Origin of the sequence: Castellaniella denitrificans (assembly GCF_042653765.1) — a bacterium.
GTDB classification, from domain to species: domain Bacteria; phylum Pseudomonadota; class Gammaproteobacteria; order Burkholderiales; family Burkholderiaceae_B; genus Castellaniella; species Castellaniella denitrificans.
In genome coordinates this window covers 168541-191158 of the sequence record NZ_JBHSEZ010000029.1, presented here as the reverse complement: position 1 = coordinate 191158, position 22618 = coordinate 168541, and the positions used below count along the sequence as shown (strand labels likewise).

The window sequence follows — 22618 nt, the reverse complement described above, 5'->3', positions numbered from 1 at the left end:
TTAGCGCATCACGCAAAGTCCCGGAAGGAGACCCTCATGGCAAAACCTAGCAACGGCCGCGGTGCACTGGCTGCCGGCGGCTTGGCCGCCATCCTTGCCTCGACCTGCTGCCTCGGCCCGCTGGTGCTGATCACGCTAGGCTTCTCTGGCGCCTGGATCGGCAACCTAACCGCGCTCGAACCGTATCGGCCGATCTTCATCAGCGCCGCGCTCGTCGCGCTGTTCTTCGCCTGGCGCCGCATCTTCCGGCCCGCCCGCGCCTGTGCACCGGACGACGTGTGTGCCGTGCCACAGGTGCGAACAGCCTACAAGGTGATTTTCTGGATCGTGTCCGCCCTGGTACTGATCGCCCTCGCGTTCCCCTACGTCATGCCCCTGTTCTACTGAAGGAGACTGTCATGAAGAAATTTGTCGCACTGTTCGCTTTGACTGTAGCCCTGAGCGCTCCAGCTTGGGCCGCCACCAAAACCGTCACGCTGTCGGTACCGGGCATGACCTGCGCCACCTGTCCGATCACGGTCAAGAAGGCGTTGTCCAAGGTCGAAGGCGTCGTTGAAGCCAAGGTGACCTGGGAGCCCAAGGAAGCGGTGGTGACTTACGACGACACCAAGACGACGCCAGCCGCCTTGACCAAAGCCACCGAGAACGCAGGCTACCCTTCCACGGTCAAGAAGTGATCGTCCCATGACCGAGGCGATCACACTGCACGTCGATGGCATGACCTGCGGGGCGTGCTCCGAGCACGTCCGGCAAGCTTTGGAGAAGGTCCCCGGTGTGCGTTCGGCAGCGGTGTCCTATCCGCAACGGCGGGCTGAAATCACGGCTGATGCGGGCGCCGATTTGGAGATGGCACCGCTGGTCGCCGCCGTGTCTGCACTCGGTTACCGGGCGCAGGCTGCCGACATGCCGAGCAAGCCTGCGGACCTGTTGAACAAGACGCTGGGCGGGTTAAACGGCGAGCCGAAGCGCGGAGATGCAGAGCCGGCATTGCACGTCGCTGTGATTGGCAGTGGCGGCGCGGCGATGGCGGCGGCGCTGAAAGCCGTCGAGCAAGGAGCGCGCGTCACCTTGATCGAGCGAGGCACCCTCGGCGGTACCTGCATCAATGTCGGCTGCGTACCGTCCAAGATCATGATCCGTGCCGCGCATATCGCCCATGTACGGCGCGAGAGTCCGTTCGACGACGGCATTGCGGCCGCTTCGCCGGCGATCCTGCGCGAGCGTTTGCTGGCGCAGCAGCAGGAGCGCGTCGACGAACTGCGTCACGCCAAGTACGAAGGTATTCTGGCCAGCACTCCCGCCATCACCGTGCTACGCGGCGACGCCCGCTTCCTGGACGACCGCCATCTGAACGTGCAACTGGCAGAAGGCGGCGAATGCGCAGTCGCCTTCGACCGCTGCCTGATCGCCACCGGCGCCAGCCCGGCGATTCCGCCGATCCCCGGCTTGCAGGGCACCCCCTACTGGACCTCCACCGAGGCGCTGGTCAGCGACCGTATTCCCGAGCGGCTGGCGGTGATAGGTTCGTCGGTGGTGGCGGTCGAACTCGCGCAGGCCTTTGCCCGACTCGGCAGCAAGGTGACTCTCCTGGCGCGCAACACGCTGTTCTTCCGCGAAGATCCCACTATAGGTGAAGCCGTCACGGCCGCGTTCCGCAACGAAGGCATCGAAGTGCTGGAGCACACGCAGGCCAGTGAGGTGGCCTTTGCAAGCGGAGCATTCGTGCTCACGACCGGGCGCGGCGAACTGCGCGCTGACCGACTGCTGGTCGCCACCGGCCGCACACCGAACACCCGCGCCTTGGATCTCGACGCGGCAGGTGTCGCGGTCAACGCGCAGGGCGCCATCATCATCGACAATGGGATGCGCACCGCCACACCGCACATCTACGCCGCGGGCGACTGCACCGACCAGCCGCAGTTCGTCTACGTCGCAGCGGCGGCCGGTACCCGCGCCGCGGTCAACATGACCGGCGGCGACACGGCGCTGGACCTGACGGCGATGCCGGCGGTCGTGTTCACCGATCCCCAGGTCGCCACCGTGGGCTATAGCGAAGCCGAAGCACACCATGCCGGCATCGAGACCGACAGCCGCACGCTGACACTCGACAACGTGCCCCGGGCGCTCGTCAACTTCGACACACGTGGCTTCATCAAGCTGGTCGCGGAAGCCGGCACTGGCCGGTTGCTCGGTGTGCAGGCGGTGACCCCCGAGGCGGGCGAACTGATTCAGACGGCCGCGCTCGCCATCCGGGCACGGATGACGGTGCAGGAGCTGGCCGACCAGTTGTTCCCTTACCTGACCATGGTCGAGGGACTGAAGCTCGCAGCGCAGACTTTCACCACGGATGTGAAGCAACTGTCCTGCTGCGCGGGGTAGTGCTGTGCTGAGCGTTCAGGCCCAAATGCTCAGCTTCATCCGTTGAGCCAAACACCCAGGTTGAAGCTTCGGGGCTTGTGCGATGGGTCAAGGTTTACTCGAAATACCCCTCTTCGAGCAGCCGCACCAACGTCGGAATGTAAGGTCCATATTCGACCACGCGTCTGACCTGCTTCTTGCGGATCGATGCCATCGTCATTCGCTGGAACTCGAAGTTCGTTGATACCTGGTCATCATCGACATCTACGGTCTCGACTACGGCCCCGTCCTTGCGCGCCTTCTCGTTGTAGAGCATCCGCGCCCGAATCACCTCGAAGCTGTAGCCCCTGCCCATGCGGTTCATGTCTTTGGCCAGTCGGTTGACGGATTCAGTATAGGCATTGGTAATGGGTTGTTCGAAGTAAGAGAAGATTTCGTCGTGCCAGTTGTGCACGGCGGTGGTCAGATCCTTGAACGTGGCCGCCAGCTCCGGCGGAATGTTGCCTAACCACGTCGCGCATGCCGCTTCAGCCTCCGGACGGCTCTTGTGATCCCAGATCGACAAGAAGCCTTCCTTGAGGGCGTGCGCCTCCCCGAGCTGGGGAAACTGGCGGAACCATTCCAGGGCCCGTGTCATGTCTGCGCCCTTCAGATCGTGCTGCCGCTTGAGCAACAGGAAGCGCTCATCCTTGAGCTTGAGGCGCTGCCGAGCCGGCAGATCCTTGCGAATGCGCTTGCGCAGCTTCTCCAGCGCGTCATTGGCCATCCGCTGGATATGGAAACGATCGACCACAATCCGCGCCTGCGGCAGCGTGGCACGCACCACCTGCTTGTAAACGTGGTACATGTCCATCGCCACCCACTCGATGGTGTCCTTGTCCCGCAGGTTGCGGAAATAGGGCAACAGGTCGGCCTTGGCCCGGCTCGGCCGGAGGTCGAATACCGTCTTGCGTTCGATGTTGGTGATCATCGCCCGGTACTGGCCGATGATCTTGAGCTCGTCGATCCCCAGGATGCGGGGCGTCCGGAACCGGACCTTGGCCTCGAACTCCTCGATGAAGTCGTCAAAGACGTGGCGGACCGTCTTCTCGTCCAAGTCCACTTCGCGCGCCAGCGCCGCGAAGGTCTTGGTGAAGCTCTCTTTACGGATATAACGCACCAGGCGGGCCGTGGCTTGACGCTTGCTGTCGAGATCGGCGACAGGCTCGAAGAGCGTCTTATTGCACGAGATGCAGCGATATCGCCTGCGCTGGATGAACACCACGACCGGCTTGCCGTGCGTCGGCGTATCCTGAAACGACTGCTCTTGTGAGCCGTGACCGTGCAAACGTCCGACCTTGCACAGCGGGCAGGTTGCCACTGGCGCAACGCCTTCAGCCTTGACGACATAGCGCTCGTCATCGCCTACGACTTCAAGTGTATTGAGGCTACGCAACTGCAGAAAATCGGTCACTCAACACCTGGGCGAGCCCACACTGAAATCCGGTTTCTAGCTTAGCATGCTCGTTCTCGGTTCCAACACTAGAATCCGTCTTTTGAAATGAGAGCTACAACAGCCATAAACCCTGAAACCCACACCAGATTCCGGATACCCATCAAATTGCAGTCGGTATCGACATCTCCAAGAAGACCATGGATGTAGCCATCGGGCATGAGCAGCCCACGGCCATATTCAGCAACGATGGTGCCGGGCACCAAGCGTTGATCGAAGAGCTGAAAAACCATCCGGTCTCGCTGATCGTGATGGAGGCGACCGGGCAGTACCAACTGGCCTGTGCCTGCGCGCTCCAGGCTGCGGGATTCGCTGTCGTCGTCATCAACCCTCGGCAGGCGCGGGACTTCGCCAAGGCCATGGGGCGCTTGGTCAAGACCGACAGCGTGGATGCCCGCATGCTGGCTGAACTGGCCCAGGTGCTGAATCTGCGGCCGGATCGAGATCGCTTCATCAAGCCGATGCCAGACCAGGCTCAGCAATACCTGCATGCGCTGGTGCTTCGGCGTCGGCAACTGGTGCGCCTGCTGGTCAGTGAACGCCAGCGCAAGCACATGGCGCATGCGGAGGTGGCGCAGGACATTGCACAACTGATGGATGTGCTGTCAAGGCAGCTTGAAGCGCTGGATCGGAGGATTGCGGAACACCTGGCGCAACATCAACCCAATCTGGCCGCCTTGCTCAAGAGCGTCAAAGGGGTTGGTCCGGCAACGGCTGCGACGCTGATGTCCGAGCTGCCAGAGCTTGGTCAGCTCAAGGCCAGGCAGATCTGTGCGCTGGTGGGCGTTGCTCCAATGAACCGGGACTCGGGCCAGGCCCGCGGCAAACGCTTCATCTGCGGCGGACGTGCCACGGTCAGGAGCGCCTTGTACATGGCCGCTATCGTCGCCATGCGTCACAACGCCGTGATACGGCGTTGCTACGAGCGCCTGCTGGCGGCAGGTAAGCCGAAGAAGGTCGCCATCGTGGCCTGCATGCGCAAGCTGCTGATCATCATGAATGCCATGGTCAAAAGCGGGCGGCCATGGAGTGATCAACTGGCACAGGCATGAAATGGTGATTCAGAATGCCCAATCGCCTGCGCGGGAGGAGTTCAGACCCTGCGGCCCTCAGAGTCCACGACCGCCTCGCCATCCTCTTTGTTGAACGCGCCGCGCTGAGGCTGCGGCAGGATGTCCAGCACGGCCTCTGAGGGCCGGCACAGGCGCGTGCCCAGCGGGGTCACCACGATGGGCCGGTTGATGAGGATGGGGTGCTGGAGCATGAAGTCGATCAACTGTTCGTCGCCCCACTTCGGGTCATCGAGGCCGAGTTCGGCATAGGGTGTGCCTTTCTCGCGCAGCACGGCGCGCACCGGCACGCCCATTGCTGCGATCAGCGCTTTCAGCGTCTCGCGGTCAGGCGGCGTCTTCAGGTACTCGATGACCGTGGGCTCTTCGCCGCTGTTGCGGATCAGAGCCAGCACATTGCGCGACGTGCCGCAGGCGGGGTTGTGATAGATCGTGATATTGCTCATGGGAAATGCTTTGCCTATCTCTGGCGGGGGTTCGGGCCGCACTCGTACCAGCCCTTGCTTTGGTTGACGATCCGCACGACCAGCAGCATCACCGGCACCTCGATCAGCACACCGACCACGGTGGCCAGCGCCGCGCCGGATTGGAAGCCGAACAGGCTGATGGCGGCGGCCACGGCCAGCTCGAAGAAGTTGCTGGCGCCGATCAGTGCCGAAGGACAGGCGATGCTGTGCTGCTCGCCCGCCTTGCGGTTGAGCCAATAGGCCAGGCCGGAGTTGAAGAACACCTGGATCAGGATCGGAACGGCCAGCATGGCGATGACCAGTGGCTGGCGGATGATGGCCTCGCCCTGGAAGGCGAACAGCAGCACCAGCGTGAGCAGCAGCGCCGCGATGGACAGCGGCCCGATGCGCTCCAGCGCCCGGTCGAAGGCGGCTTGGCCCTTGCTCAGCAGCGCGCGGCGCCAGAGCTGGGCCAGGATGACCGGAATCACGATGTACAGGCCGACCGATACCAGCAGCGTGGCCCACGGCACGGTGATGGCCGACAGGCCCAGCAGCAGGCCGACAATGGGCGCGAAGGCAAACACCATGATGGTGTCGTTCAGCGCCACCTGCGACAGCGTGAACACAGGATCGCCCCCGGTCAGCCGACTCCAGACGAAGACCATGGCCGTGCAGGGCGCTGCGGCCAGCAGGATCAGGCCAGCGACATAGCTGTCGAGCTGGTCGGCCGGCAGCCACTGCGCGAAGACCTGGCGGATGAAGATCCAGGCCAGCAGCGCCATTGAGAACGGCTTGACTGCCCAGTTGATGAACAGCGTCACGCCGATGCCGCGCCAGTGCTGCTTGACCTGCCCGAGCGCCCCGAAGTCCACCTTCAGTAGCATGGGAATGATCATCACCCAGATCAGCAGGCCCACGGGCAGGTTGACCTGAGCCACTTCCATGCGGCCGATGGCCTGGAAGACGCCCGGCGCGAACTGGCCGAGCGCGATACCGGCAACGATGCACAGCAGTACCCACACGCTCAGGTAGCGCTCGAAGACGCTCATGGTGGGGGCGGCCGGCACGCGGCCGGCCGTTTGGGTTCCAATACTCATCGCGCCAACCTCACTTTGTACCGATGCTGCGCAGCTCGTGCTGCAGCGACATGGCATCGAGCCGCTGCAATGGCAGCGACAGGAACAGCTCAATGCGTCGGCGCAAGGTCAGCGCCGCATCCGTGAATGCCTTGCGCTTTTGCTCGTCGGTGCCTTCAACGGCTGCAGGATCAGGCACACCCCAATGCGCTGACATCGGGCGCCCCGGCCACACCGGGCAGACCTCGCCGGCGGCGTTGTCGCAGACCGTGAAGATGAAATCCAGCTCCGGTGCACCGGGCGCCGCGAACTCATCCCAGTTCTTGCTGCGGTAGCCGGCGGTCGGCATATGCAGCCGTTCCAGCGTGGCAAGCGCCAGCGGGTGGACTTCGCCCTTGGGGTGGCTGCCCGCCGAGTAGGCGCGAAAGCGCCCCTGGCCCAATTCATTGAGGATGCCTTCGGCCAGGATGGAGCGGGCCGAGTTACCCGTGCAGATGAACAGGGCGTTGTAGGTCTTGTTGGTGGTCATGGATGTCTCACATCAGCAGCAGGACGAAGCCGGCTTCACCGCAACGCCCACCGGCTTGCCGCGCGCCGGGGCGCAGCAGGCTGCGGCAGAACCCGTTGCGGGCGCCGCTTCGTTGAAGACCGGGATGCTGCCCAGCGTATGAAAGTGTTCCCAGGCCACGCCCTGCGGATCGGTGATCCAGTGCTTCTCGCTGCGCGCGTAGCAGCAGGTGGTGGCGCCCTCGTCGAGCAGCGCCATGTCGGCCGCCTCGGCGCGTGCCTTCAGCACGGCTAATTCCTCCGCATCGTCGGTCTGGATGCCCAGATGGTCGATGCCCGGTTTGTTACCGCGTGTGGAGATGGCGAAATTGACCGGCGGATCGTCGAGCATCCACTTCGCGTAGTCGCCTTCGACGCGCGCGGGCTGGGCGGCGAACAACTGGGAATAGAAGTCGATGCTGCGGTTCAGGTCATCGACGTGTAGGTGGACGTGAAAGCGCTTCATGGGGAGATCCTTTCAGCAGGAGGTACAGGCAGAGGAGGATTCGGTGACCTCGCACGCGCCGCCCTGGCAGCAGTGCTCGGTCAGGTAGCCGAGCAGTCCGTTCATCTGGGTGAAGTCGGCGCGGTAGATCAGGTTTCGGCCCTGCTGCTCGATGGTGACCAGGCCCGCATGGGCCAGTTCCTTCAGGTGGAAGGACAGGGAGTTGCGGGCCACGTCGAGCTGGTCGGCCAGGACGCTGGGCGTCAGCCCTTCGGGCCCGGCGACCACCAGGGCGCGGAACACGCGCAGCCGCTGGGTATGGGCCAGGGCGCCGAGGGCGGAAACGGCTTGGGTCTCATTCATTGTTCGATAGTACAACATTTATTGAATCACTGACAAGACGCCTTCAATTGAATGGAGCCTGCGCACTTGCGAGGCTTGACTTTCAAGACAGTTGCTCACGCCTTCGCGCCTACGGCGCTGCGCGCTTCGCTTGCCTCCAGGGGAAAGCCCTGCGGGCTATCCCCGCCGCGCGCAGCTTGGCGCCCCTCGATGCGGCCGAACCGGCTACACCGGATCGGCCCGGCCAGCGCCCCGCCGCAATAGGCGGGGCGCTGGCGAACACGCTGGCGCTTGCTGCGGCAGGTTGTGCAGATACCAGCCGTCCTCAACGCTGGTGGTTCCTGCCCGTCACGTCACGAAGGACGGTTCACGGACAACCCGCCCGGCATCGCTATGGAGCTTCCACGTCACGCCTCAAGACCGGCGCCGCAAGGTGCGGCAGGGGCGTTCTGGCCTGTCGTCGGGTGGTTGACCTGGCCCGCGTCAGTGGGCGAGCCGGAGAAGCCTTCGAGCGGGGATGCCGAGCCGGCCCCATCTCCTTTCGGAGCGGTTCGGCCCAAGGCGTCCTTGTCTCGTTGTGAATCCTGGCGGGGGCACGGCTGCGCCTCGGGCTTCATGGCTGCAACCGTCCGGCGAAAACAATTTCCCCGCCGCTGCACGGCTTCCTCGCGCAGCAAATTCTTTTCGCCTCCCGGCTCTCCACTGCGTTTCGACCGCAAGCGGTGCAGCCAGCCCGTCCCCCGCCGGCCGGATCACAACAAGGACGCGATGGGCGCGAACCTTGTTCAACCGAAAGGAGAAAACATCATGGCCAACATCGGCACCTTCACCGCAGACAAAGACGGCTTCACCGGCACGCTTCGCACCCTGACACTCAACGTCAAGGTCAAGCTGGTTCCCAACGACAAGGGCAGCAGCGAGAACGCCCCCGACTTCCGCCTCCAGGCCGCCGGCCACGACATCGGCGCGGCGTGGAAGAAGACAAGCGAGGCCGGGCGCGATTACCTGTCCGTGACCCTCGACGATCCTTCGTTCCCGGCTCCGGTCTATGCCCGCCTGATCGAAGGTGAGGACGGCACGCACGACCTGATCTGGTCGCGCAGCAAGCCCCAGGCGGCGTGACCGCCGCAGCGCTCCGCCTATTGCGGCGGGGCGCTCCCTTTCCGGCCTACTTCTCGGCGACCGCGAGTTGGCCTTCCGTCGCGGTCATCAGCACTGCCGTACTGCAATCGAGCGCGCTTGCGATCTTGAAAATGATCGCAAGCGTGGGCATGTGCTCGCCGCGCTCGATCTTGCCCATGTGTGAACGCTCGATGCCGGCGAGGTTCGCCAGTGATTCCTGTGCGATCCCGCGCTCCGTCCGCAACGCGCGCACCGCTGCGCCGAAGGCTTGCGCCAGCTCGGCGTCGAAGGTGGTGGCGCCCGCTGGTCGGCCGCGCTGGATGGATCGCTTCTGCATAGACAGAAGCGTCAAGTCGCAACACAATTAAAACCACGTTATCTTTAACTCAATATCGCCTCCGACCCTTGTTTGTTCTTTTACGGAAATCCGCTTTCTCGGATTCCGTCAGACCCGGAGAATCGCCTTCGTGCCTTTCCTGACTTCCCCCATTGCGCTTCCGGGCTTTTACGCTTCTGCGGGTTCGTGGGCTTGCGCTTTCACGTCTATACGCAGAAGCGAGGATGCGGTTCGGCGGCATTGGACAGCGACGACGGGATTGCGGCCATGAACGCACTCACCACCGAGGGCGAGCGCGAGCAACTGCTCGCCAACGGCGAGGCCCGTGCCGCTGGCCGGGTCATCGACCCGGTGCCCGTGGTGCGGCTGTTCACGCCGGACGCGCATGTGACCTGGCTGTTGGCCGCACTCGATCCCGCCGATGGCGACACCGCCTGGGGACTCATCGACCTGGGAATCGGAATGCCGACGCCGGGAACCGTCAAGCTGTCCGAGCTAGCCGGCATCGTCGGGCCGCGCCAGCAGCCCGTGATGCGCGACCTCTATTTCCGCCCCACGCGCACGCTGTCGGAATACACCCGGCTGGCCGAGCGTGACGGAGCAATCCCGGACTGAATACGGCCTACTGTGACTTTTTCAGTCTGATGTCATACCGGATAGGTCTCAATCGAGATTCTTGCGGCGTAGCCGCACCAATCTGATCCAAATAGAGATGATGCCCGGCGCGGGCTGCGGCAGGCTGGCTTGTATGGCACCCCACATTGGGGCGCTGCCGCCGCAGCATTGAGACGAATACCGCAACGCATCGGAGCCAATCGGTCTTGACAGCCCCCATCCACTTTTTGACCCATGACGTTCTGACGATGGCGATGTAGCGCGTAGCCCTGCCGTGGCGGCGAGTCCTGTTCGCGGGAGGTTGCGTCATGGTCGATCCCCATCACGTCACGCATTGGTATCCAACTGCGGCATACCTCTACGTCTTGTGGCTGGATGCGCTCGCACTGGCCTGGGAATACCTGCGCAGGCATCCCGACTACCGGCTCGACTGGCTGCGCCGTCACCGCCGACCTGAAGCGCATCGCTGGGGTTTGCGCCTGCTGGAAGACCCCGCCCTGGATGCGCGCGACGCGCATCCGGCCTGGCTGCCCGGCCATGCCGCCGTGGTGCAGCTCTACCCCGATACTGATCCGCCGCAGGATGCCACCGCCTTCGCGTTCTGGCACATCCCAGGCCACAAACAGCTATTCCACGACGGCAAGAAGCTGGCGCTGATCGCACGCAGCCCAGGCCATTGCCTGCGCTTTGCCCTGGCGCCCGGTCTGGAAGACGGCATGGCCGTGGCCTATGCCCGGCGGGGCGGCACTGCCGCGGCTGTGCGCGGTCATGCGTCCGGCACGGCCTTCGCTGCCACCACGCCCAGGCCAACACCCTCCGCGCTGTTGGAGCTGCACACCTTGCAGGCGCTCGACGCGACTCTGGCGGGCGCGTCCTTGCGCGATGTGGGCGAAGGACTGTTCGGTGCCGACGCTGTGGCCGACTGGTACAGCGACGGTGGCCTGCGCTCGAAGGTGCGCCGCCTGGTGCGGCGCGGCGATGCGCTGATGCGCGGCGGCTATCGCCACCTAGCACAGCTTCCGCCGCTTGAGAAGGGTCGTTTTGAGGACGACGCAAAACGGCCCTGAGCAGGACAGCTTGGTTTTCTGAGACTGCCTCCATCCGGTCGCGCTGTGTGACCGGGCGCTTTCAACCGATGGAGGTTCACACCATGCGTCCCGCTCCCTTGCGGCCTGCCGCCACTGTCTCGACCGCTGCCGCACAGCCCCAACGCTACCTCACCAACGATGAAGCCGCCGAGTACCTGCGGCTGTCGCCGCGCACGCTGGAAAAGCAGCGCGTGATCGGCGGCGGCCCGCGCTTTCGCAAGTTCGGCCGGCGCGTCATGTACGCCGTGGCCGACCTCGATGCCTGGGCCGCCGACCGCAGCTTCGAGACGACCTCCGATCCCGAATACGCCGAGCACCACTCGGCTGACAGCCGTGCGCGCTGATCGGCGGTGCGCAGCAGGCCATCGCCATGTCCAGCACCGCGCTGCCGTCCCGGCAGCGGCCGTTGCAGGAGCGCGAACAGCTCGACCTGTTCCGCGCCCTGCCCGGCGACATGGCGCCGCGCGACAGCCAGGATTTGATGGCCTATCCGTTCTTCTCGCTCGGCAAGTCCAAGCGGGTCAAGCCCATCGACTTCCGCGCGGGCAATGTGACGATCCGCGTAGAGGGCACGCAGGAGCACGGCATCGCCACGATTTGGGATGCGGACGTGCTGATATGGGCGGCCTCGCAGATCGTGGAAGCGAAGGACGCGGGCTTGCGGCCGTCGCGGCTGATGCGCGCCACGCCCTACGAGATCCTGCGCTTCATCGGACGCGGCAAGTCGCTGCGCGACTACCAGCGCCTCAAGGCTGCGCTGGATCGCCTGCAATCGACCACGGTGGCCACGTCCATCCGCGAGACGACCGGGCGGCGCCTGCACCGTTTCTCGTGGATCAACGAATGGAAGGAACTGGCCGACGCCAGCGGCACACCGCTGGGCATCGAGCTGATTCTGCCGGACTGGTTCTATGCGGGCGTGCTCGACGCCGCCCTGGTGCTGACCATCGACCCGGCGTACTTCCGGCTCACGGGCGGCATCGAGCGGTGGCTGTACCGGCTGGTACGCAAGCACGGCGGCAAGCAGGAATACGGCTGGCAATTCGACTTCCGCTACCTGCACCAGAAGTCCGGCAGCACTGCGAAGCCCTACGACTTCGCCTGCGACCTGCGCGCGCTGGTCGCGCGGCAGTCGCTGCCCGGTTACGTCCTGGGCATCGAGAGGATGCCGGACAACGGCATGGAACTGCTGACGTTCCGGCCCGTGCCGCAGACGGCACGGGGATAACTCGGGGAAAACCTGTGAATGGTGTCGTGCTATCAGGCGTGCGGGGTATCGTGCTATCAGGCGTGGGACTATCGTGCTATCAGGCGTGCCGATCGGCCGCGAACCCGCGCCAGCACTGGGTTTGCGCGTCCTCTAACTTCCCTAACTTCATTTCTCTAACTTTTAGTAGGGAAGCGCCGCTGCGGTGGACAACCGCCACGCGGCCACAAACGCAGCAGCAACAGCCCGGCTTTCCAACACGGAGGGCCAGGCCATGATCGTCGCTCTGCTCAACCAGAAAGGCGGCGTGGGCAAGACCACGCTCGCCACCCACATCGCCGGCGAGCTGGCGATGCGCGGCCAACACGTCGTTCTGCTGGACGCCGACCCGCAGGGTTCATCGCTGGACTGGACACAGCGCAGAAGCCAGCAAGGCTTGCCACGGCTGTTCAGCGCCGTGGGTCTTGCGCGTGAAACGCTGCATCAGGAAGCGCCAGAACTCGCCAGGCGGGCCGATCACGTCGTCATCGACGGGCCGCCGCGCATCGCCGCCTTGGCACGCTCCGCGCTGCTGGCGGCTGAGCACGTGCTGATCCCCGTGCAGCCCAGCCCCTACGACCTGTGGGCCAGCGCCGAGATGGTGGCGCTGATTCGCGAGGCGCAGGTGTTCCGGCCTGCGCTGCGCGCGGCCTTCGTCATCAATCGGCGCGTCAGTACCACCGTGATCGGGCGCGAAGCGCGCCAGGCGCTGGCCGACCAGCCGCTTCCTGCGCTGCACGCGGAAGTGCATCAGCGCATCGTGTTCGCCGACAGCGTTGCCGCTGGCCGGCTTGCACGCGAGACGGCGCCGGACAGCGCCGCCGCGCGCGAAATCACCGCGCTGGTGGACGAACTGCTGTGGTGGCCGGCATGACAACGAAGCCGCCACCGAACAGCAAACGCACGGCCAAGCGCGTCGGCATCGGCGCGCGTCCGCCCGCGAATCCGCACGCCGAGGCGTGGATTCGCCAAGGCGACGCCGATGCGCTGGGCAAGGGCGACCTCTACACGGCTCGCCTGACCCTCGACATCACGCCCGCCATGCGGGCGCGCATCAAGGTGTCGGCCTTCACGCAAGGCGTGACCGTGGCCGATCTGCTGCGCGGCCTGCTGGAGCGCGAGTTTCCAGAACACCGCAGGGAGAACACTCCATGACCGCATCCGCTTCGCCTGCCGCTGGCGCGGCCACGGCTGCGCTCGCAGCACCTTCCGGCCGGCCGGCCAGCGCGCCGCTGACGCGCGTGGCGCTGGCCTACATCGAACCACGCTTCAAGCTCTACTTGCGCTTCGGCGAACCTGCGCGCACGCACCAGCTCGACCGCTGGCGGCGCTGCGCCGTGTTCCTGCCGGGCGCCATGTTCTGCCGCATCCGCTGGCAGGCCAACGACTACGGCACCGTGCGCTGGCAGCTCATGGTGATGCAGGCATGCACGCCGCTGGACGCGGCGCAGCGCATCCCCGGCGTCCAGCCGGGCGCGCGCCTGCTGCTGCACGCCGAGGGCGAGAACCAGGTGCGCGCCGTGCTGGAGCGCATCGACGCCATCGAGGTGCTGGGCATCGCACCCGCCGCTGTCTCGCCCGCGTACTGGCGCACGCTCGCCAACCGGCTCGCTGCGCGCTTGTCTCTGCCCGAATACACGGCCGAACGGCACGCCGCCTGGCTGACCGGGAGGGCGATGCCATGACCGCTGTTTCGACTGCCGGCACCGCGCCGCGTCCTCGCTCGCGCCTGCGCGCCCGCCTCGTACTGGCGGGTCTGTCCGCCTGTGGCCTCGCGGCGCTGGCCTGGGCGTCCTTCGTGCATCCGATGCCGCGTCTGATCTACAACCCGTCCGACAGCGTGGCGGTAGGCTGGTATCGCGTCGATCCACAGGAGCACGGCACCGGCTCGCTGCCACGTCCTTTGTCCGTAGGCAGCATCGTCCTGACCACGCTGCCGCCAGATGCCGCCGCGCTGGCTGCGCAGCGCGGCTACCTGCCGGCGCGCGTGCCGCTGCTCAAGCGTGTGGGCGCCGTCGCGCCGCAGGAGGTGTGCATCACTGGCCGCGTTGTCCGCATCGACAGCGTGCCTTCGGCCGCCGTGCTGCCCGCTGACCGCTGGCGCCGGCCGCTGCCATCCTGGCAGCAATGCCGCCGCCTTGAACCCGGCGAACTGTTCCTCTTGAGTGTGACCAACCCGGCGTCGTTCGACAGCCGGTATTTCGGGCCGGTCAGCGCATCCGCCGTGATCGGCGTGGCGCATCCGGTCTGGCTGGAGTCACGCCCATGATGGCCGCCGACTCGCTGCACGTTGCCGTGCATCTTGTCGTGCCATCGGGCGTGACGTTCTGCTGTTCGTCGGCGTGTCGTCGCGCGTGCAGTGCGGGTGCATTCTTACCGCACTTCACGCTGCCTCCGGCGCAGCCGTCCCATGTGCAGGCGTCTTGCCTCGAACGCGCCCGGCCTGCGGCCCTCATCGCGCTTGTTCGCGCGTTCGCCGGCGCGCTGGCTGCTCGCGCAGCGCCGCCGGGCCGCCGCTGCCCGGAGCGCCAGCGAAGGGCAAAAGCGGAAGGCAAGACAAAAGGACGCGGCACCGGGCCGCGTCGAAAGCCTGTCTGCACATGGGGGTGGCGCGGCACGGAGCGGCTTCGCCACCGTGCCGTGTGGGGCGCGAGGCCCGCGCCAATGCAGGCATATCCGCGTGCTTCGCACGACCGGGCGCGCCAGAGCTTGCAGGGAGCGCAGCCATGACCGACCGCCGCGACGACGATTTCCGCATCCGCCCCAATGCCCCGAAGAACCGAGGCCAGGGCTTCGTTTCCAAGGTGCTCCAGCAGGCAGGCAAGGCCAGCAGCGGCAAGTCCTCGGTGCGCCGTCCTGGGACGGCTGGGGGCACCGGGAGGGGCACTGGCCAGCGGCCCGGCTCGCGCCTGGGGCGCGGCCACACGGCGGCGCGCTTCGCCGGGGCGAAGCTGACGCCCATGTCGCGGCGCGTGACCATCAAGACCCTGCTGGTCAACCAGCGCCAGGTCAGCCCGCAGTCGCTCGCCAAGCACCTGCGCTACATCGAGCGCGATGGCGTGGGCCGCGATGGCGAGCCGGGCCAAGCCTACGGGCCGCAGACCGATGCCGCCGACCTCGACACCTTCAAGGAACGCTGCGCCGATGACCGACACCATTTCCGCTTCATCCTCTCGGCCGAGGATGGCGCGGAGCTGGAAGACCTGCGCACCTATACGCGGCACCTCATGGGCCGCATGGAGGCCGACTTGGGTACGGGCCTCGATTGGGTGGCCGTCAACCACTGGAACACCGACAACCCGCACACGCACATCGTCGTGCGCGGGCGCGACGACACCGGCAAAGACCTCATCATCGCGGGCGACTACATCGCCGATGGCTTCCGCCATCGCGCCGCCGAGCTGGCGACCGAATGGCTGGGGCCGCGTACCGAGCTGGAGATCCAGCAGACCTTGCAGCGCGAGGTAGAGCAGGAGCGATGGACAAGCCTGGATCGCACGCTGCAACGCGAAGCCGGCGAGGATGTCCGAGTGCAGATCGAACGGTTCAACGAACCGCGGCTGCAACGCCAGCGCCTGCTGCTGATCGGCCGGCTGCAACGCTTGCAGCGCCTGGGTCTGGCCGACGAGATGCAGCCCGGCACCTGGGCTGTCCATTCCGATGCCGAAAAGACGCTGCGCGCCCTGGGCGAGCGTGGCGACATCATCCGCACCATGCAGCGGGCCATGCGCGGCGAGCCGCGCGAGCTGGCGGTGTTCGAGCCGGGAGACGATGGCCGAACCATTCTCGGTCGCGTGGTCGCGAAGGGGCTGGCCGACGAGCTGCGCGACCGGGGCTATCTGGTCATCGACGGCGTGGACGGCAAGGCCCATTACGTTGCACTCAACGCCCGCGACGAGCTGGCGAACTATCCAACCGGTGCCGTGGTGGAGGTGAAGGGATCGGCTGACGTGCGCGCGGCCGACAAGAACATCACCGCACTGGCAAGCGATGGCCTGTACCGCACCGACCATCACCTCGCCATCGCGCAGGGGCAGGCCGCGCCGGGCCGCGACCCGCAGGAAGTCGTCGCAGCCCACGTCCGCCGGCTGGAAGCCCTGCGCCGGGCGGGCATCGTCGAGCGCGTGGCCGAAGGGCTATGGAAAGTGCCGGACGACCTGCCCGAGCAGGGCCGCCGCTACGACGCGCAGCGCCTGGGCGGCGTGGCTGTGGAGCTGAAATCGCACCTGCCCATCGAGCGGCAGGCCCGCGTCATCGGCGCGACCTGGCTGGATCAGCAGTTGATCGACGGCGGCTCGGGCTTGGGCGACCTGGGCTTTGGTGGTGAGGCCAAGCAGGCGATGCAGCAGCGCGCCGACTTCCTGGCCGAACAGGGGCTGGCCGAGCGGCGCGGGCAGCGCGTGATCCTGGCGCGCAACCTGCTGGGCACGCTGCGCAACCGGGAGCTGGCGCAGGCCGCGAAGGACATTGCCGCCGACACCGGCCTGGAGCATCGGCCCGTGTCCGACGGCCAGCGCGTGGCTGGCATCTACCGGCGCTCCGTCATGCTCGCCAGCGGACGCTACGCCATGCTCGATGACGGCATGGGGTTCAGCCTGGTGCCGTGGAAACCAATAATCGAACAAAGGCTGGGACAGCAACTCACCGCCACCGTGCGCAACGGTGGAGTGTCTTGGGGATTTGGCCGGGAGCGTGGTTTAGCGTGACGTAAGCATCAATCAGCATCTTCGCGCAGCGGATTTCTGATGGATCTAAGGGAGAACTGCTTCGGTGTGACGCCGAAAGTTGCACTGAATTTATCTATGAATCTGCTTGCTCCATCGTATCCGAGCGTATACGCGATGCTGGTCACGCTATGCCCCGCTGCCAACAATTGCACAGCCCGCTGCATGCGAGCGGCATCACGCCACTCCACGATTGACATCCCAGTCTCCGCCCGAAACTGGCGCGTGAGACTTCGCCTGGACATGAATGCTAGCGCGGCCATGTCGTCAAGAGAATTTGCTACTGCCAAGTCATCAATAATTTTTCTTGCGATATCCGCGAGCCTAGAAGTCTTAGGGTACGGCAAGCACATAGGCTGGGGCGGGAGCAAACCCAACTCATCGACGAGGGCCTCTAGCAGACGAAGCTCACGTTTGTCGCTCGCGGTGGACACTCCGCTCCCAGGCAATCTTTCAAGGATTGCGGCTGATAAGGCACTTTGCCTGAAGGCCGTCGGCCGGCCAGGGAGGTCCAAAGATAGCTCAGGGGCAAGATGGCCCACCCAGCCTGACATTGTCCCGTGAACACGTGCGCTGTGTGTCACCTCGGGTGGTATCCACCCAATTTGCCCAGGCGCTACTAGCCACGTTTCATGGGCTGTTGCGACAATCATTGAGCCTTCTGCCACCACGTAGAGTTGACCTTCGCGGTGAGTGTGCGGGGGCATCTCCACATCGGAGACCTGTGTTTGATGGCTTAGGGAAAACAAGACGTCCTCGCCAACGCGTGAACCACCAGTGGATAGCATCTTTTGGCCCGATACGCATACTTATTGACCCAGTGAGTGTATCAGGCAACATCGTTCGGAGCGATCATGGACGTCCTGCGAATAGTTGGAAAATGCTATGCAACTGGATATGGATTTGTGCAGCCAGCACCTAAAAACGGTTACTCAACTACTAAGAGAAAATCCAGCAGAAAGAAACCTTCGAGATGCAGGGGGAATGATTTCCTACGTCAAAGAAGCCAACTCTCGGGCGTGCTCTTTACTCAAGACCGCACTGGCAGAGGCATACCCGGATATTTCTTGGGGATATTCTGAGCGCACAGGTGCGTCGTTCAGCAACGGCTCGGGTTCCGGGGCGTCCTGGATCTATGATCCAATTGACGGCGCATACCATTATCTTATGGGTCTCCCGTTGTGGTCGTCGTCTCTCGCGCTGGTAGTGAATGGAGAAACCAGGGCTGCTTTTGTCTACGATCCTGTCCTGGACGAAATGTTCACAGCGGTCAAAGGCGAACAGGCGTCACTGAATGGAAGAGAAATTAGATCGTCAGATCGAAAGCTGCTTGAAGCCGCAGTTGTCGCTACGACGATGCCATCTTTTAAATTCGACGGAAGGGATGCAACCGACGCGACCATTGCGTCTATACAGAAGGTCGTCCCGGCTGTGTTTTCCTTACGGATTATGGCGTCGTCATCACTTCAGCTTGCATATGTTGCGGCGGGAAGACTCGACGCCTACTGGTCTATGGATGGTGACGTAGAGGACTGGCTGGCAGGTGCGCTTTTGGCTGAAGAGGCCGGCGCATTGGTCACTAATGCAGAATCAGGAAATTTCACGATTGGGGATAAATCAATTGTCGCGTCAGGGCAGAACCTATCCACACAAATTGCACATTTGCTAGAAAAAGAAACGGAACCCGATAATGGCGGATAGAAAATATGGAGAGCCTGCGCCCCCAACTAGCGAAAGGATTTCGGGCGCAGATTGGTATGGGCAAGAGTTGCTAAGAAAAGAATATAGCAATACGCTTTTTGTCGACATTGACTTAACTGAAGTGCAGTCCAGTGGCTGCGTCTTTAATGAATGTACCTTCCGGCGAGCACGCTTTAACGCATCGATCCACAAAGACAGCGCTTTTGTAAATTGCACGTTTGTGTCGTGCAATTTCTTCGACAGCAAGTTCTTGGAATGTAAACTCTTGGGCAGCATGTTTGATGACTGCCAATTTCACCACATGCAAGTCATCGGAGGCGATTGGGGCTTTGTGGGATTACCCGGTGCCGATTTGAGCCGAGCATCGCTCTTGGGTATCAGGTTGAGGGAGGCCGACCTCACAGGGGCAAGATGCCAAGGTGGAACAATTCGCGACACAGACTTATCGGGTGCTTGGCTGCATAGTGCGGATTTTTCCGAATGTGACCTTAGAGGAAGTGATCTGAGTTCTTTGGAGCCGGAAAACGTTCAGCTTAAAGGCGCAATTATTACGATCGACCAAACAATAATTGTTGCTCAAGCTCTTGGGTTTGAGGTTAGAGTTGATTAGGGTATTTTCATCCGCTGTGGAATTGGTTTTCGCAATTCTATGTTAGCTCTCCGCAAGAAGGTCACTCATTGCGTTAGCTAGACATCTGAATACCGCTGTTACTCGCGCTATATTTCGCGAGCTTTCAGGCATTGCAATCCACACATCTACATCCAGGTTGAAATCCTGCTCAAGCACACGGGTGAGCTGATAACGCTTGGCAAGCATGCTATGGCACGGCCCTATGCCAAGACCTGATCGAACCGCTGCCAACTGTGCTAAATGATTGTCAGCCCTGAGGACTACTTTCGGACTATGAGATGGATATCCGAGCTGCAAAAGAGTTGCCCAGTCGTCTGATGCTCTATCTGGCGTAATCAATGGGCACTCCCGGAGCTGCTCAAGGCTCCTTGGCTCTCCGTTTGCCTCAAGAAATTCAGGCTTAGCATAGAGGCCGACTTTGGAAACTCCAAGACGTCGAGCAATCAAAGAATCATGAGTCGGCTTTACGGTTCTAATGGCTATATCAGCCTCGTGCTCGATCAAATCCTCGACTCGATCAGAAAGTGCCAACTCGATCGACAGCATAGGGTGATCTGTCCGCAATGACTCCAGCATAGTGGGAAGAAGTTCGACACCCAACAGTTCGCTGGCTGCAAGGCGAACAGTGCCTGCAAGTGCATTGGCGTCTGCACTGACCCCACGTTGAAAAGCGGAAGACGCTCGTTCCATAGCCTCTAAATGGGGAACAAGGTCGAGTGCTGTCTGTGTGGGTACAACCGCGGCAGCGCAGCGAGTAAAAAGCGCTACCCCCAAGGCGATTTCTAGGGCTTCAATGCGCCTTCGAATTGTCGGCTGGCTTACGCCAAGAACGCGAGCAGCGCCCAGAAGGCTGCCCGCTCTTAGCACCGCAAGCAAGATGCGCTGGTCGTCCCAGTAGGGTACAGGCATGGTGAACAAAACTGTCTAGTAAGAGGTTCAATCTTAACAGTATCAATCTTCTGGTTTACCCGGCAACATAACTATTTTCGTGAGCAAACGTGCCATGTCTGTAATTGTCAATGTCTTCAATCTTGAGCCCGAACCTCTTCCGGCGCCCTACGCACCTACGGGCGCAGGCGCCGTTTGCTATGAGCCACGGTTGGCCCGCTTAGCCGGCACGCCTGGTAGCAGCAGACTCGGTGCCAACTTGCTCGTTCTTGCGCCCGGGAAATGCGCTTTTCCCTTTCATTCGCATAGAGGAAGCGACGAGCTTTTCTTCATTATTTCTGGTAGCGGAGTGCTCCGCTACGGGGAAAAGGCATATCCAATTCGCGAGGGCGATTTCATTTCATGTCATGCCGGCGGCCCAGAAACAGCGCATCAAATTCGCAACGACGGCACCGAAGAATTGCGTTACATAGCCATAGGCACTAACCCAACAATCGACATTGTGGAGTACCCGGATACAAATAAATTCAAATCACACACTCTTCCCGGCGAGGCGGCTGCATTTGATGAAATAGCTCGCGTCGGTCAGGGCGGAGATTATTGGGATGTAGCCAAGGAGTAGTTTTGTGTACTTATCAATTAAAACCATTCACGTCTTGATGGCGATAGTTTCTGTCGGGAGCATGATGGCGCTTCCGGTGCTGGCATATACGCGACCAAAAATGGCCTCGGCAGATTGGCAAAGGGCAACGACTCTAATTAGTCGAATGATATCCATCAGCGGAATCGCGCTGACCCTATCTGGCTTTGCGCTGGTGAGCGTGATTGGCTGGGAAATAATGGCGTCACCTTGGTTAATTGCGTCATTAACTCTCATTGCGCTTGGATTGGTAGCCGGCAAATCAAGAAGAAGTGAGTGGCTGGAAAGCCAAATGCGCCGACACGTACCAGGGCGGCTGGGCGGGATTTTGATATCCAGCGTAAAGCCGGCGCTCTTCTTGGCAGTAGCTGCCCTTATGACGATCAAGCCCGTGTGACGTGAAGCCTTGAGCGGCAAATAGAAGAGCAGGTTGCAAGGCTTGACTGATACGAATGACCTCAGGGCGCGATTCCCTACGGCGGGCTTGTATGGATCTTAGGCATTTTAGGTACTTTATTGCCGTAGCCGAAGAGCTGCATTTTGCCCGTGCCGCGGAAAGACTGCATATCGAGCAATCGCCGCTATCGCGAGCCATAAAAGAACTAGAAGAAGAGTTGGGGGTGACACTCTTCTCACGTACCACGCGCAGCACTAGATTGACTCGCGTGGGTCAACTTTTTTTGGAGAGCGCATACAGGGTGATGGCTGCCTTTCAACAAGCCCAGGACAGTGTCAAGGCTGTCGCCAACGGCTTCCAGGGACAACTGCGCATTGCGTTATCGGATGGCATCACACCGTCGCGTCTACCGATATTGCTTGCGCTCTGTCGGCAAGAAGAGCCGGAAATTGAACTCCGGTTTTTTGAGGTGACGCTTTCGCAACAGATAAAAGGCCTTCAAAATGATTTGTATGACGTCGGCTTCGCGCAGTCCGATGAAGTCGGCGATGGAATTGTGGCAATACCTGTGTGGAGCGATGCGCTTATGGTGGCAGTGCCGGCCCGACACCCACTTCTGGCTCACAAGCGAATACCTTTGGATGAGCTATTGCGCTATCCGTTGGTCCTCTGCGATCCGCAGATCTGCGAAGGTCACGCAAAGCACGTTGATAGAGTGTTACGTCAGGCAGACATGGAGCCGCTGATTGCTGAACGGGTTGCTACTGGCAATTTAATGATGGCGCTGGTATCGGCTGGCTTTGCGTTAGCACTGACGGGCGCGACTCATATTGCTGCGAGCCGTGAACCAGGTGTCGTAGCGCGACCACTGGCTTCGCGCGTGCCACCATTGACGACCTACCTGCTTCACACCGAAGGCGAACCCTCAGATGTATTGGCTCGCTTTATTGAGCGCGTGCAAGCCATCGAAGTACCTGATACCCCTCGATCCGCAATGGGCCACCGCCCCAATCCACCCGAGGAAGCTGTGCCATGAAGAAGATCGTTCCGCTGTTGCTAGGTGTCGCCTTGACTGCCTGCGGCCAATCTGAGGTGCCTCAGAAGGCCAATACGTCGGAGGCGGATATTGCAACGGTGGAAGAACTGGCGGCCAATCCCGAACGGCTTAAAGAACTGCGCCAGCAGTGCAAAACCGACCGCCCCAAGGTGGGAGACGTGCTCTGCAATCGAGTGGCGGAAGCCACGCGCAAGCGATTCTATGGGGACGGCGAAACGCCCTATACACCGCCGAAAGAGTCGCCAAAGTTCTGACTGTTGGTCGCTCGCCGATTCGCCTTCACTTTTTTTCTCGACACGCCGCAATGCGCCCGCGCTTGCGGCGTTTTTCTTTGGCTCGCCACCGCACTCATTCTTTCTTTTTCCTCGACCTTTCTGCTCTAAACGGTCTTTGA

The 22618-nt window shown here is 62.5% G+C and carries 29 protein-coding genes; 20 read left to right on the top strand and 9 right to left on the bottom strand.

From position 1 onward, the window contains the following. Positions 1 to 36: 36 nt before the first annotated feature. The 3 genes from merT to merA are packed head-to-tail and all read left to right on the top strand — an operon-like array spanning position 37 to position 2379. The gene (merT, locus tag ACFO27_RS15960; RefSeq protein WP_376818207.1) at positions 37 to 387 is read left to right on the top strand and encodes a mercuric ion transporter MerT; all 351 of its coding nucleotides are present in this window, start codon (positions 37 to 39) and stop codon (positions 385 to 387) included. An 11-nt stretch (positions 388 to 398) separates the two neighbouring features. After that, positions 399 to 677, top strand: coding sequence for a mercury resistance system periplasmic binding protein MerP (gene merP, locus ACFO27_RS15955; RefSeq protein ID WP_028839823.1), 279 nt, complete (start codon positions 399 to 401; stop codon positions 675 to 677). A 7-nt stretch (positions 678 to 684) separates the two neighbouring features. Beyond that, positions 685 to 2379, top strand: a complete 1695-nt coding sequence (gene merA / locus ACFO27_RS15950) for a mercury(II) reductase (RefSeq protein ID WP_046621373.1) — start codon at positions 685 to 687, stop codon at positions 2377 to 2379. 94 nt (positions 2380 to 2473) lie between these two features. Here merA and ACFO27_RS15945 read toward each other — a convergent pair whose 3' ends face one another. Continuing rightward, a complete protein-coding gene (locus tag ACFO27_RS15945) occupies positions 2474 to 3811 on the bottom strand; it encodes an ISL3 family transposase (RefSeq protein WP_062351793.1) in 1338 nt (445 codons plus the stop codon). A 128-nt stretch (positions 3812 to 3939) separates the two neighbouring features. Here ACFO27_RS15945 and ACFO27_RS15940 point away from each other — a divergent pair, with 128 nt between their 5' ends. Then, positions 3940 to 4902 (top strand): IS110 family transposase, encoded by a 963-nt coding sequence (locus tag ACFO27_RS15940; protein ID WP_376818297.1) that lies wholly within the window; start codon positions 3940 to 3942, stop codon positions 4900 to 4902. 41 nt (positions 4903 to 4943) lie between these two features. Here the strand turns inward: ACFO27_RS15940 and arsC are convergent, their stop codons facing one another. The 5 genes from arsC to ACFO27_RS15915 are packed head-to-tail and all read right to left on the bottom strand — an operon-like array spanning position 4944 to position 7799. Then, the gene (gene arsC / locus ACFO27_RS15935; RefSeq protein WP_376818206.1) at positions 4944 to 5366 is read right to left on the bottom strand and encodes an arsenate reductase (glutaredoxin); all 423 of its coding nucleotides are present in this window, start codon (positions 5364 to 5366) and stop codon (positions 4944 to 4946) included. Between the two features lie 14 nt (positions 5367 to 5380). After that, on the bottom strand, positions 5381 to 6466 hold the full coding sequence (gene arsB / locus ACFO27_RS15930) for an ACR3 family arsenite efflux transporter (protein WP_376818205.1): 1086 nt from the start codon (positions 6464 to 6466) through the stop codon (positions 5381 to 5383). Between the two features lie 10 nt (positions 6467 to 6476). Then, complete coding sequence (locus tag ACFO27_RS15925) at positions 6477 to 6974, bottom strand: arsenate reductase ArsC (protein WP_293389218.1); 498 nt, start codon at positions 6972 to 6974, stop codon at positions 6477 to 6479. 12 nt (positions 6975 to 6986) lie between these two features. Then, a complete protein-coding gene (locus ACFO27_RS15920; RefSeq protein ID WP_376818204.1) occupies positions 6987 to 7457 on the bottom strand; it encodes an ArsI/CadI family heavy metal resistance metalloenzyme in 471 nt (156 codons plus the stop codon). Between the two features lie 12 nt (positions 7458 to 7469). Further along, complete coding sequence (locus ACFO27_RS15915; RefSeq protein ID WP_376818203.1) at positions 7470 to 7799, bottom strand: ArsR/SmtB family transcription factor; 330 nt, start codon at positions 7797 to 7799, stop codon at positions 7470 to 7472. A 786-nt stretch (positions 7800 to 8585) separates the two neighbouring features. Here ACFO27_RS15915 and ACFO27_RS15910 point away from each other — a divergent pair. Beyond that, positions 8586 to 8900 carry a DUF736 domain-containing protein gene (locus ACFO27_RS15910; RefSeq protein ID WP_023087441.1) on the top strand — a complete coding sequence of 105 codons (315 nt, stop codon included), beginning with the start codon at positions 8586 to 8588 and terminating at the stop codon, positions 8898 to 8900. A 46-nt stretch (positions 8901 to 8946) separates the two neighbouring features. On the opposite strand, the gene ACFO27_RS15905 is transcribed toward ACFO27_RS15910, so the two are convergent. Next, complete coding sequence (locus ACFO27_RS15905) at positions 8947 to 9237, bottom strand: helix-turn-helix domain-containing protein (RefSeq protein ID WP_023087440.1); 291 nt, start codon at positions 9235 to 9237, stop codon at positions 8947 to 8949. Between the two features lie 267 nt (positions 9238 to 9504). Here ACFO27_RS15905 and ACFO27_RS15900 point away from each other — a divergent pair, with 267 nt between their 5' ends. The 9 genes from ACFO27_RS15900 (at position 9505) to ACFO27_RS15860 (ending at position 16892) form a co-directional block, all read left to right on the top strand. Continuing rightward, positions 9505 to 9852: a DUF2958 domain-containing protein gene (locus tag ACFO27_RS15900; RefSeq protein ID WP_023087439.1), complete on the top strand. Its 348-nt coding sequence runs from the start codon at positions 9505 to 9507 to the stop codon at positions 9850 to 9852. A 308-nt stretch (positions 9853 to 10160) separates the two neighbouring features. Next, positions 10161 to 10919, top strand: coding sequence for a DUF2285 domain-containing protein (locus ACFO27_RS15895; RefSeq protein WP_376818202.1), 759 nt, complete (start codon positions 10161 to 10163; stop codon positions 10917 to 10919). Between the two features lie 83 nt (positions 10920 to 11002). Then, a complete protein-coding gene (locus ACFO27_RS15890; protein ID WP_003107109.1) occupies positions 11003 to 11284 on the top strand; it encodes a helix-turn-helix transcriptional regulator in 282 nt (93 codons plus the stop codon). Between the two features lie 26 nt (positions 11285 to 11310). Next, positions 11311 to 12168, top strand: a complete 858-nt coding sequence (locus tag ACFO27_RS15885; RefSeq protein ID WP_023087437.1) for a replication initiator protein A — start codon at positions 11311 to 11313, stop codon at positions 12166 to 12168. A 253-nt stretch (positions 12169 to 12421) separates the two neighbouring features. Further along, the gene (parA, locus tag ACFO27_RS15880) at positions 12422 to 13060 is read left to right on the top strand and encodes a ParA family partition ATPase (RefSeq protein WP_056932621.1); all 639 of its coding nucleotides are present in this window, start codon (positions 12422 to 12424) and stop codon (positions 13058 to 13060) included. Next, entirely contained in the window at positions 13057 to 13341 is a 285-nt protein-coding gene (locus ACFO27_RS15875; protein WP_066689961.1) for a chromosome partitioning protein ParB, read from the top strand. The genes parA and ACFO27_RS15875 overlap by 4 nt, the downstream gene beginning before the upstream one ends. Further along, positions 13338 to 13871 carry a DUF2840 domain-containing protein gene (locus ACFO27_RS15870; RefSeq protein WP_062832709.1) on the top strand — a complete coding sequence of 178 codons (534 nt, stop codon included), beginning with the start codon at positions 13338 to 13340 and terminating at the stop codon, positions 13869 to 13871. The genes ACFO27_RS15875 and ACFO27_RS15870 overlap by 4 nt, the downstream gene beginning before the upstream one ends. Further along, positions 13868 to 14455, top strand: a complete 588-nt coding sequence (locus ACFO27_RS15865; protein ID WP_023087433.1) for a S26 family signal peptidase — start codon at positions 13868 to 13870, stop codon at positions 14453 to 14455. The genes ACFO27_RS15870 and ACFO27_RS15865 overlap by 4 nt, the downstream gene beginning before the upstream one ends. Positions 14456 to 14912: 457 nt before the next feature. Continuing rightward, positions 14913 to 16892: a relaxase/mobilization nuclease domain-containing protein gene (locus tag ACFO27_RS15860; protein WP_376818201.1), complete on the top strand. Its 1980-nt coding sequence runs from the start codon at positions 14913 to 14915 to the stop codon at positions 16890 to 16892. 8 nt (positions 16893 to 16900) lie between these two features. Here the strand turns inward: ACFO27_RS15860 and ACFO27_RS15855 are convergent, their stop codons facing one another. Continuing rightward, entirely contained in the window at positions 16901 to 17617 is a 717-nt protein-coding gene (locus tag ACFO27_RS15855) for an AraC family transcriptional regulator (protein ID WP_376818200.1), read from the bottom strand. A gap of 178 nt (positions 17618 to 17795) precedes the next feature. On the opposite strand from ACFO27_RS15855, the gene ACFO27_RS15850 reads away from it, so the two are divergent. Then, positions 17796 to 18611 carry an inositol monophosphatase family protein gene (locus ACFO27_RS15850; RefSeq protein WP_376818199.1) on the top strand — a complete coding sequence of 272 codons (816 nt, stop codon included), beginning with the start codon at positions 17796 to 17798 and terminating at the stop codon, positions 18609 to 18611. Continuing rightward, positions 18601 to 19221 carry a pentapeptide repeat-containing protein gene (locus ACFO27_RS15845; RefSeq protein ID WP_023087429.1) on the top strand — a complete coding sequence of 207 codons (621 nt, stop codon included), beginning with the start codon at positions 18601 to 18603 and terminating at the stop codon, positions 19219 to 19221. Before ACFO27_RS15850 ends, ACFO27_RS15845 begins: the two co-directional genes overlap by 11 nt. A 42-nt stretch (positions 19222 to 19263) precedes the next feature. On the opposite strand, the gene ACFO27_RS15840 is transcribed toward ACFO27_RS15845, so the two are convergent. Further along, positions 19264 to 20151, bottom strand: coding sequence for a LysR family transcriptional regulator (locus ACFO27_RS15840; protein WP_343927017.1), 888 nt, complete (start codon positions 20149 to 20151; stop codon positions 19264 to 19266). Between the two features lie 94 nt (positions 20152 to 20245). Between ACFO27_RS15840 and ACFO27_RS15835 the strand changes: the two genes are divergently transcribed. The 4 genes from ACFO27_RS15835 to ACFO27_RS15820 all read left to right on the top strand — a co-directional run bounded on the left by ACFO27_RS15835 (position 20246) and on the right by ACFO27_RS15820 (position 22478). Further along, positions 20246 to 20752 (top strand): cupin domain-containing protein, encoded by a 507-nt coding sequence (locus ACFO27_RS15835; RefSeq protein WP_079767690.1) that lies wholly within the window; start codon positions 20246 to 20248, stop codon positions 20750 to 20752. A 61-nt stretch (positions 20753 to 20813) separates the two neighbouring features. Then, positions 20814 to 21167, top strand: coding sequence for a hypothetical protein (locus tag ACFO27_RS15830; protein ID WP_376818198.1), 354 nt, complete (start codon positions 20814 to 20816; stop codon positions 21165 to 21167). Positions 21168 to 21258: 91 nt separating this feature from the next. Beyond that, positions 21259 to 22203: a LysR family transcriptional regulator gene (locus ACFO27_RS15825; RefSeq protein WP_079767689.1), complete on the top strand. Its 945-nt coding sequence runs from the start codon at positions 21259 to 21261 to the stop codon at positions 22201 to 22203. After that, on the top strand, positions 22200 to 22478 hold the full coding sequence (locus tag ACFO27_RS15820; RefSeq protein WP_011516286.1) for an EexN family lipoprotein: 279 nt from the start codon (positions 22200 to 22202) through the stop codon (positions 22476 to 22478). Before ACFO27_RS15825 ends, ACFO27_RS15820 begins: the two co-directional genes overlap by 4 nt. Positions 22479 to 22618 lie beyond the last annotated feature (140 nt).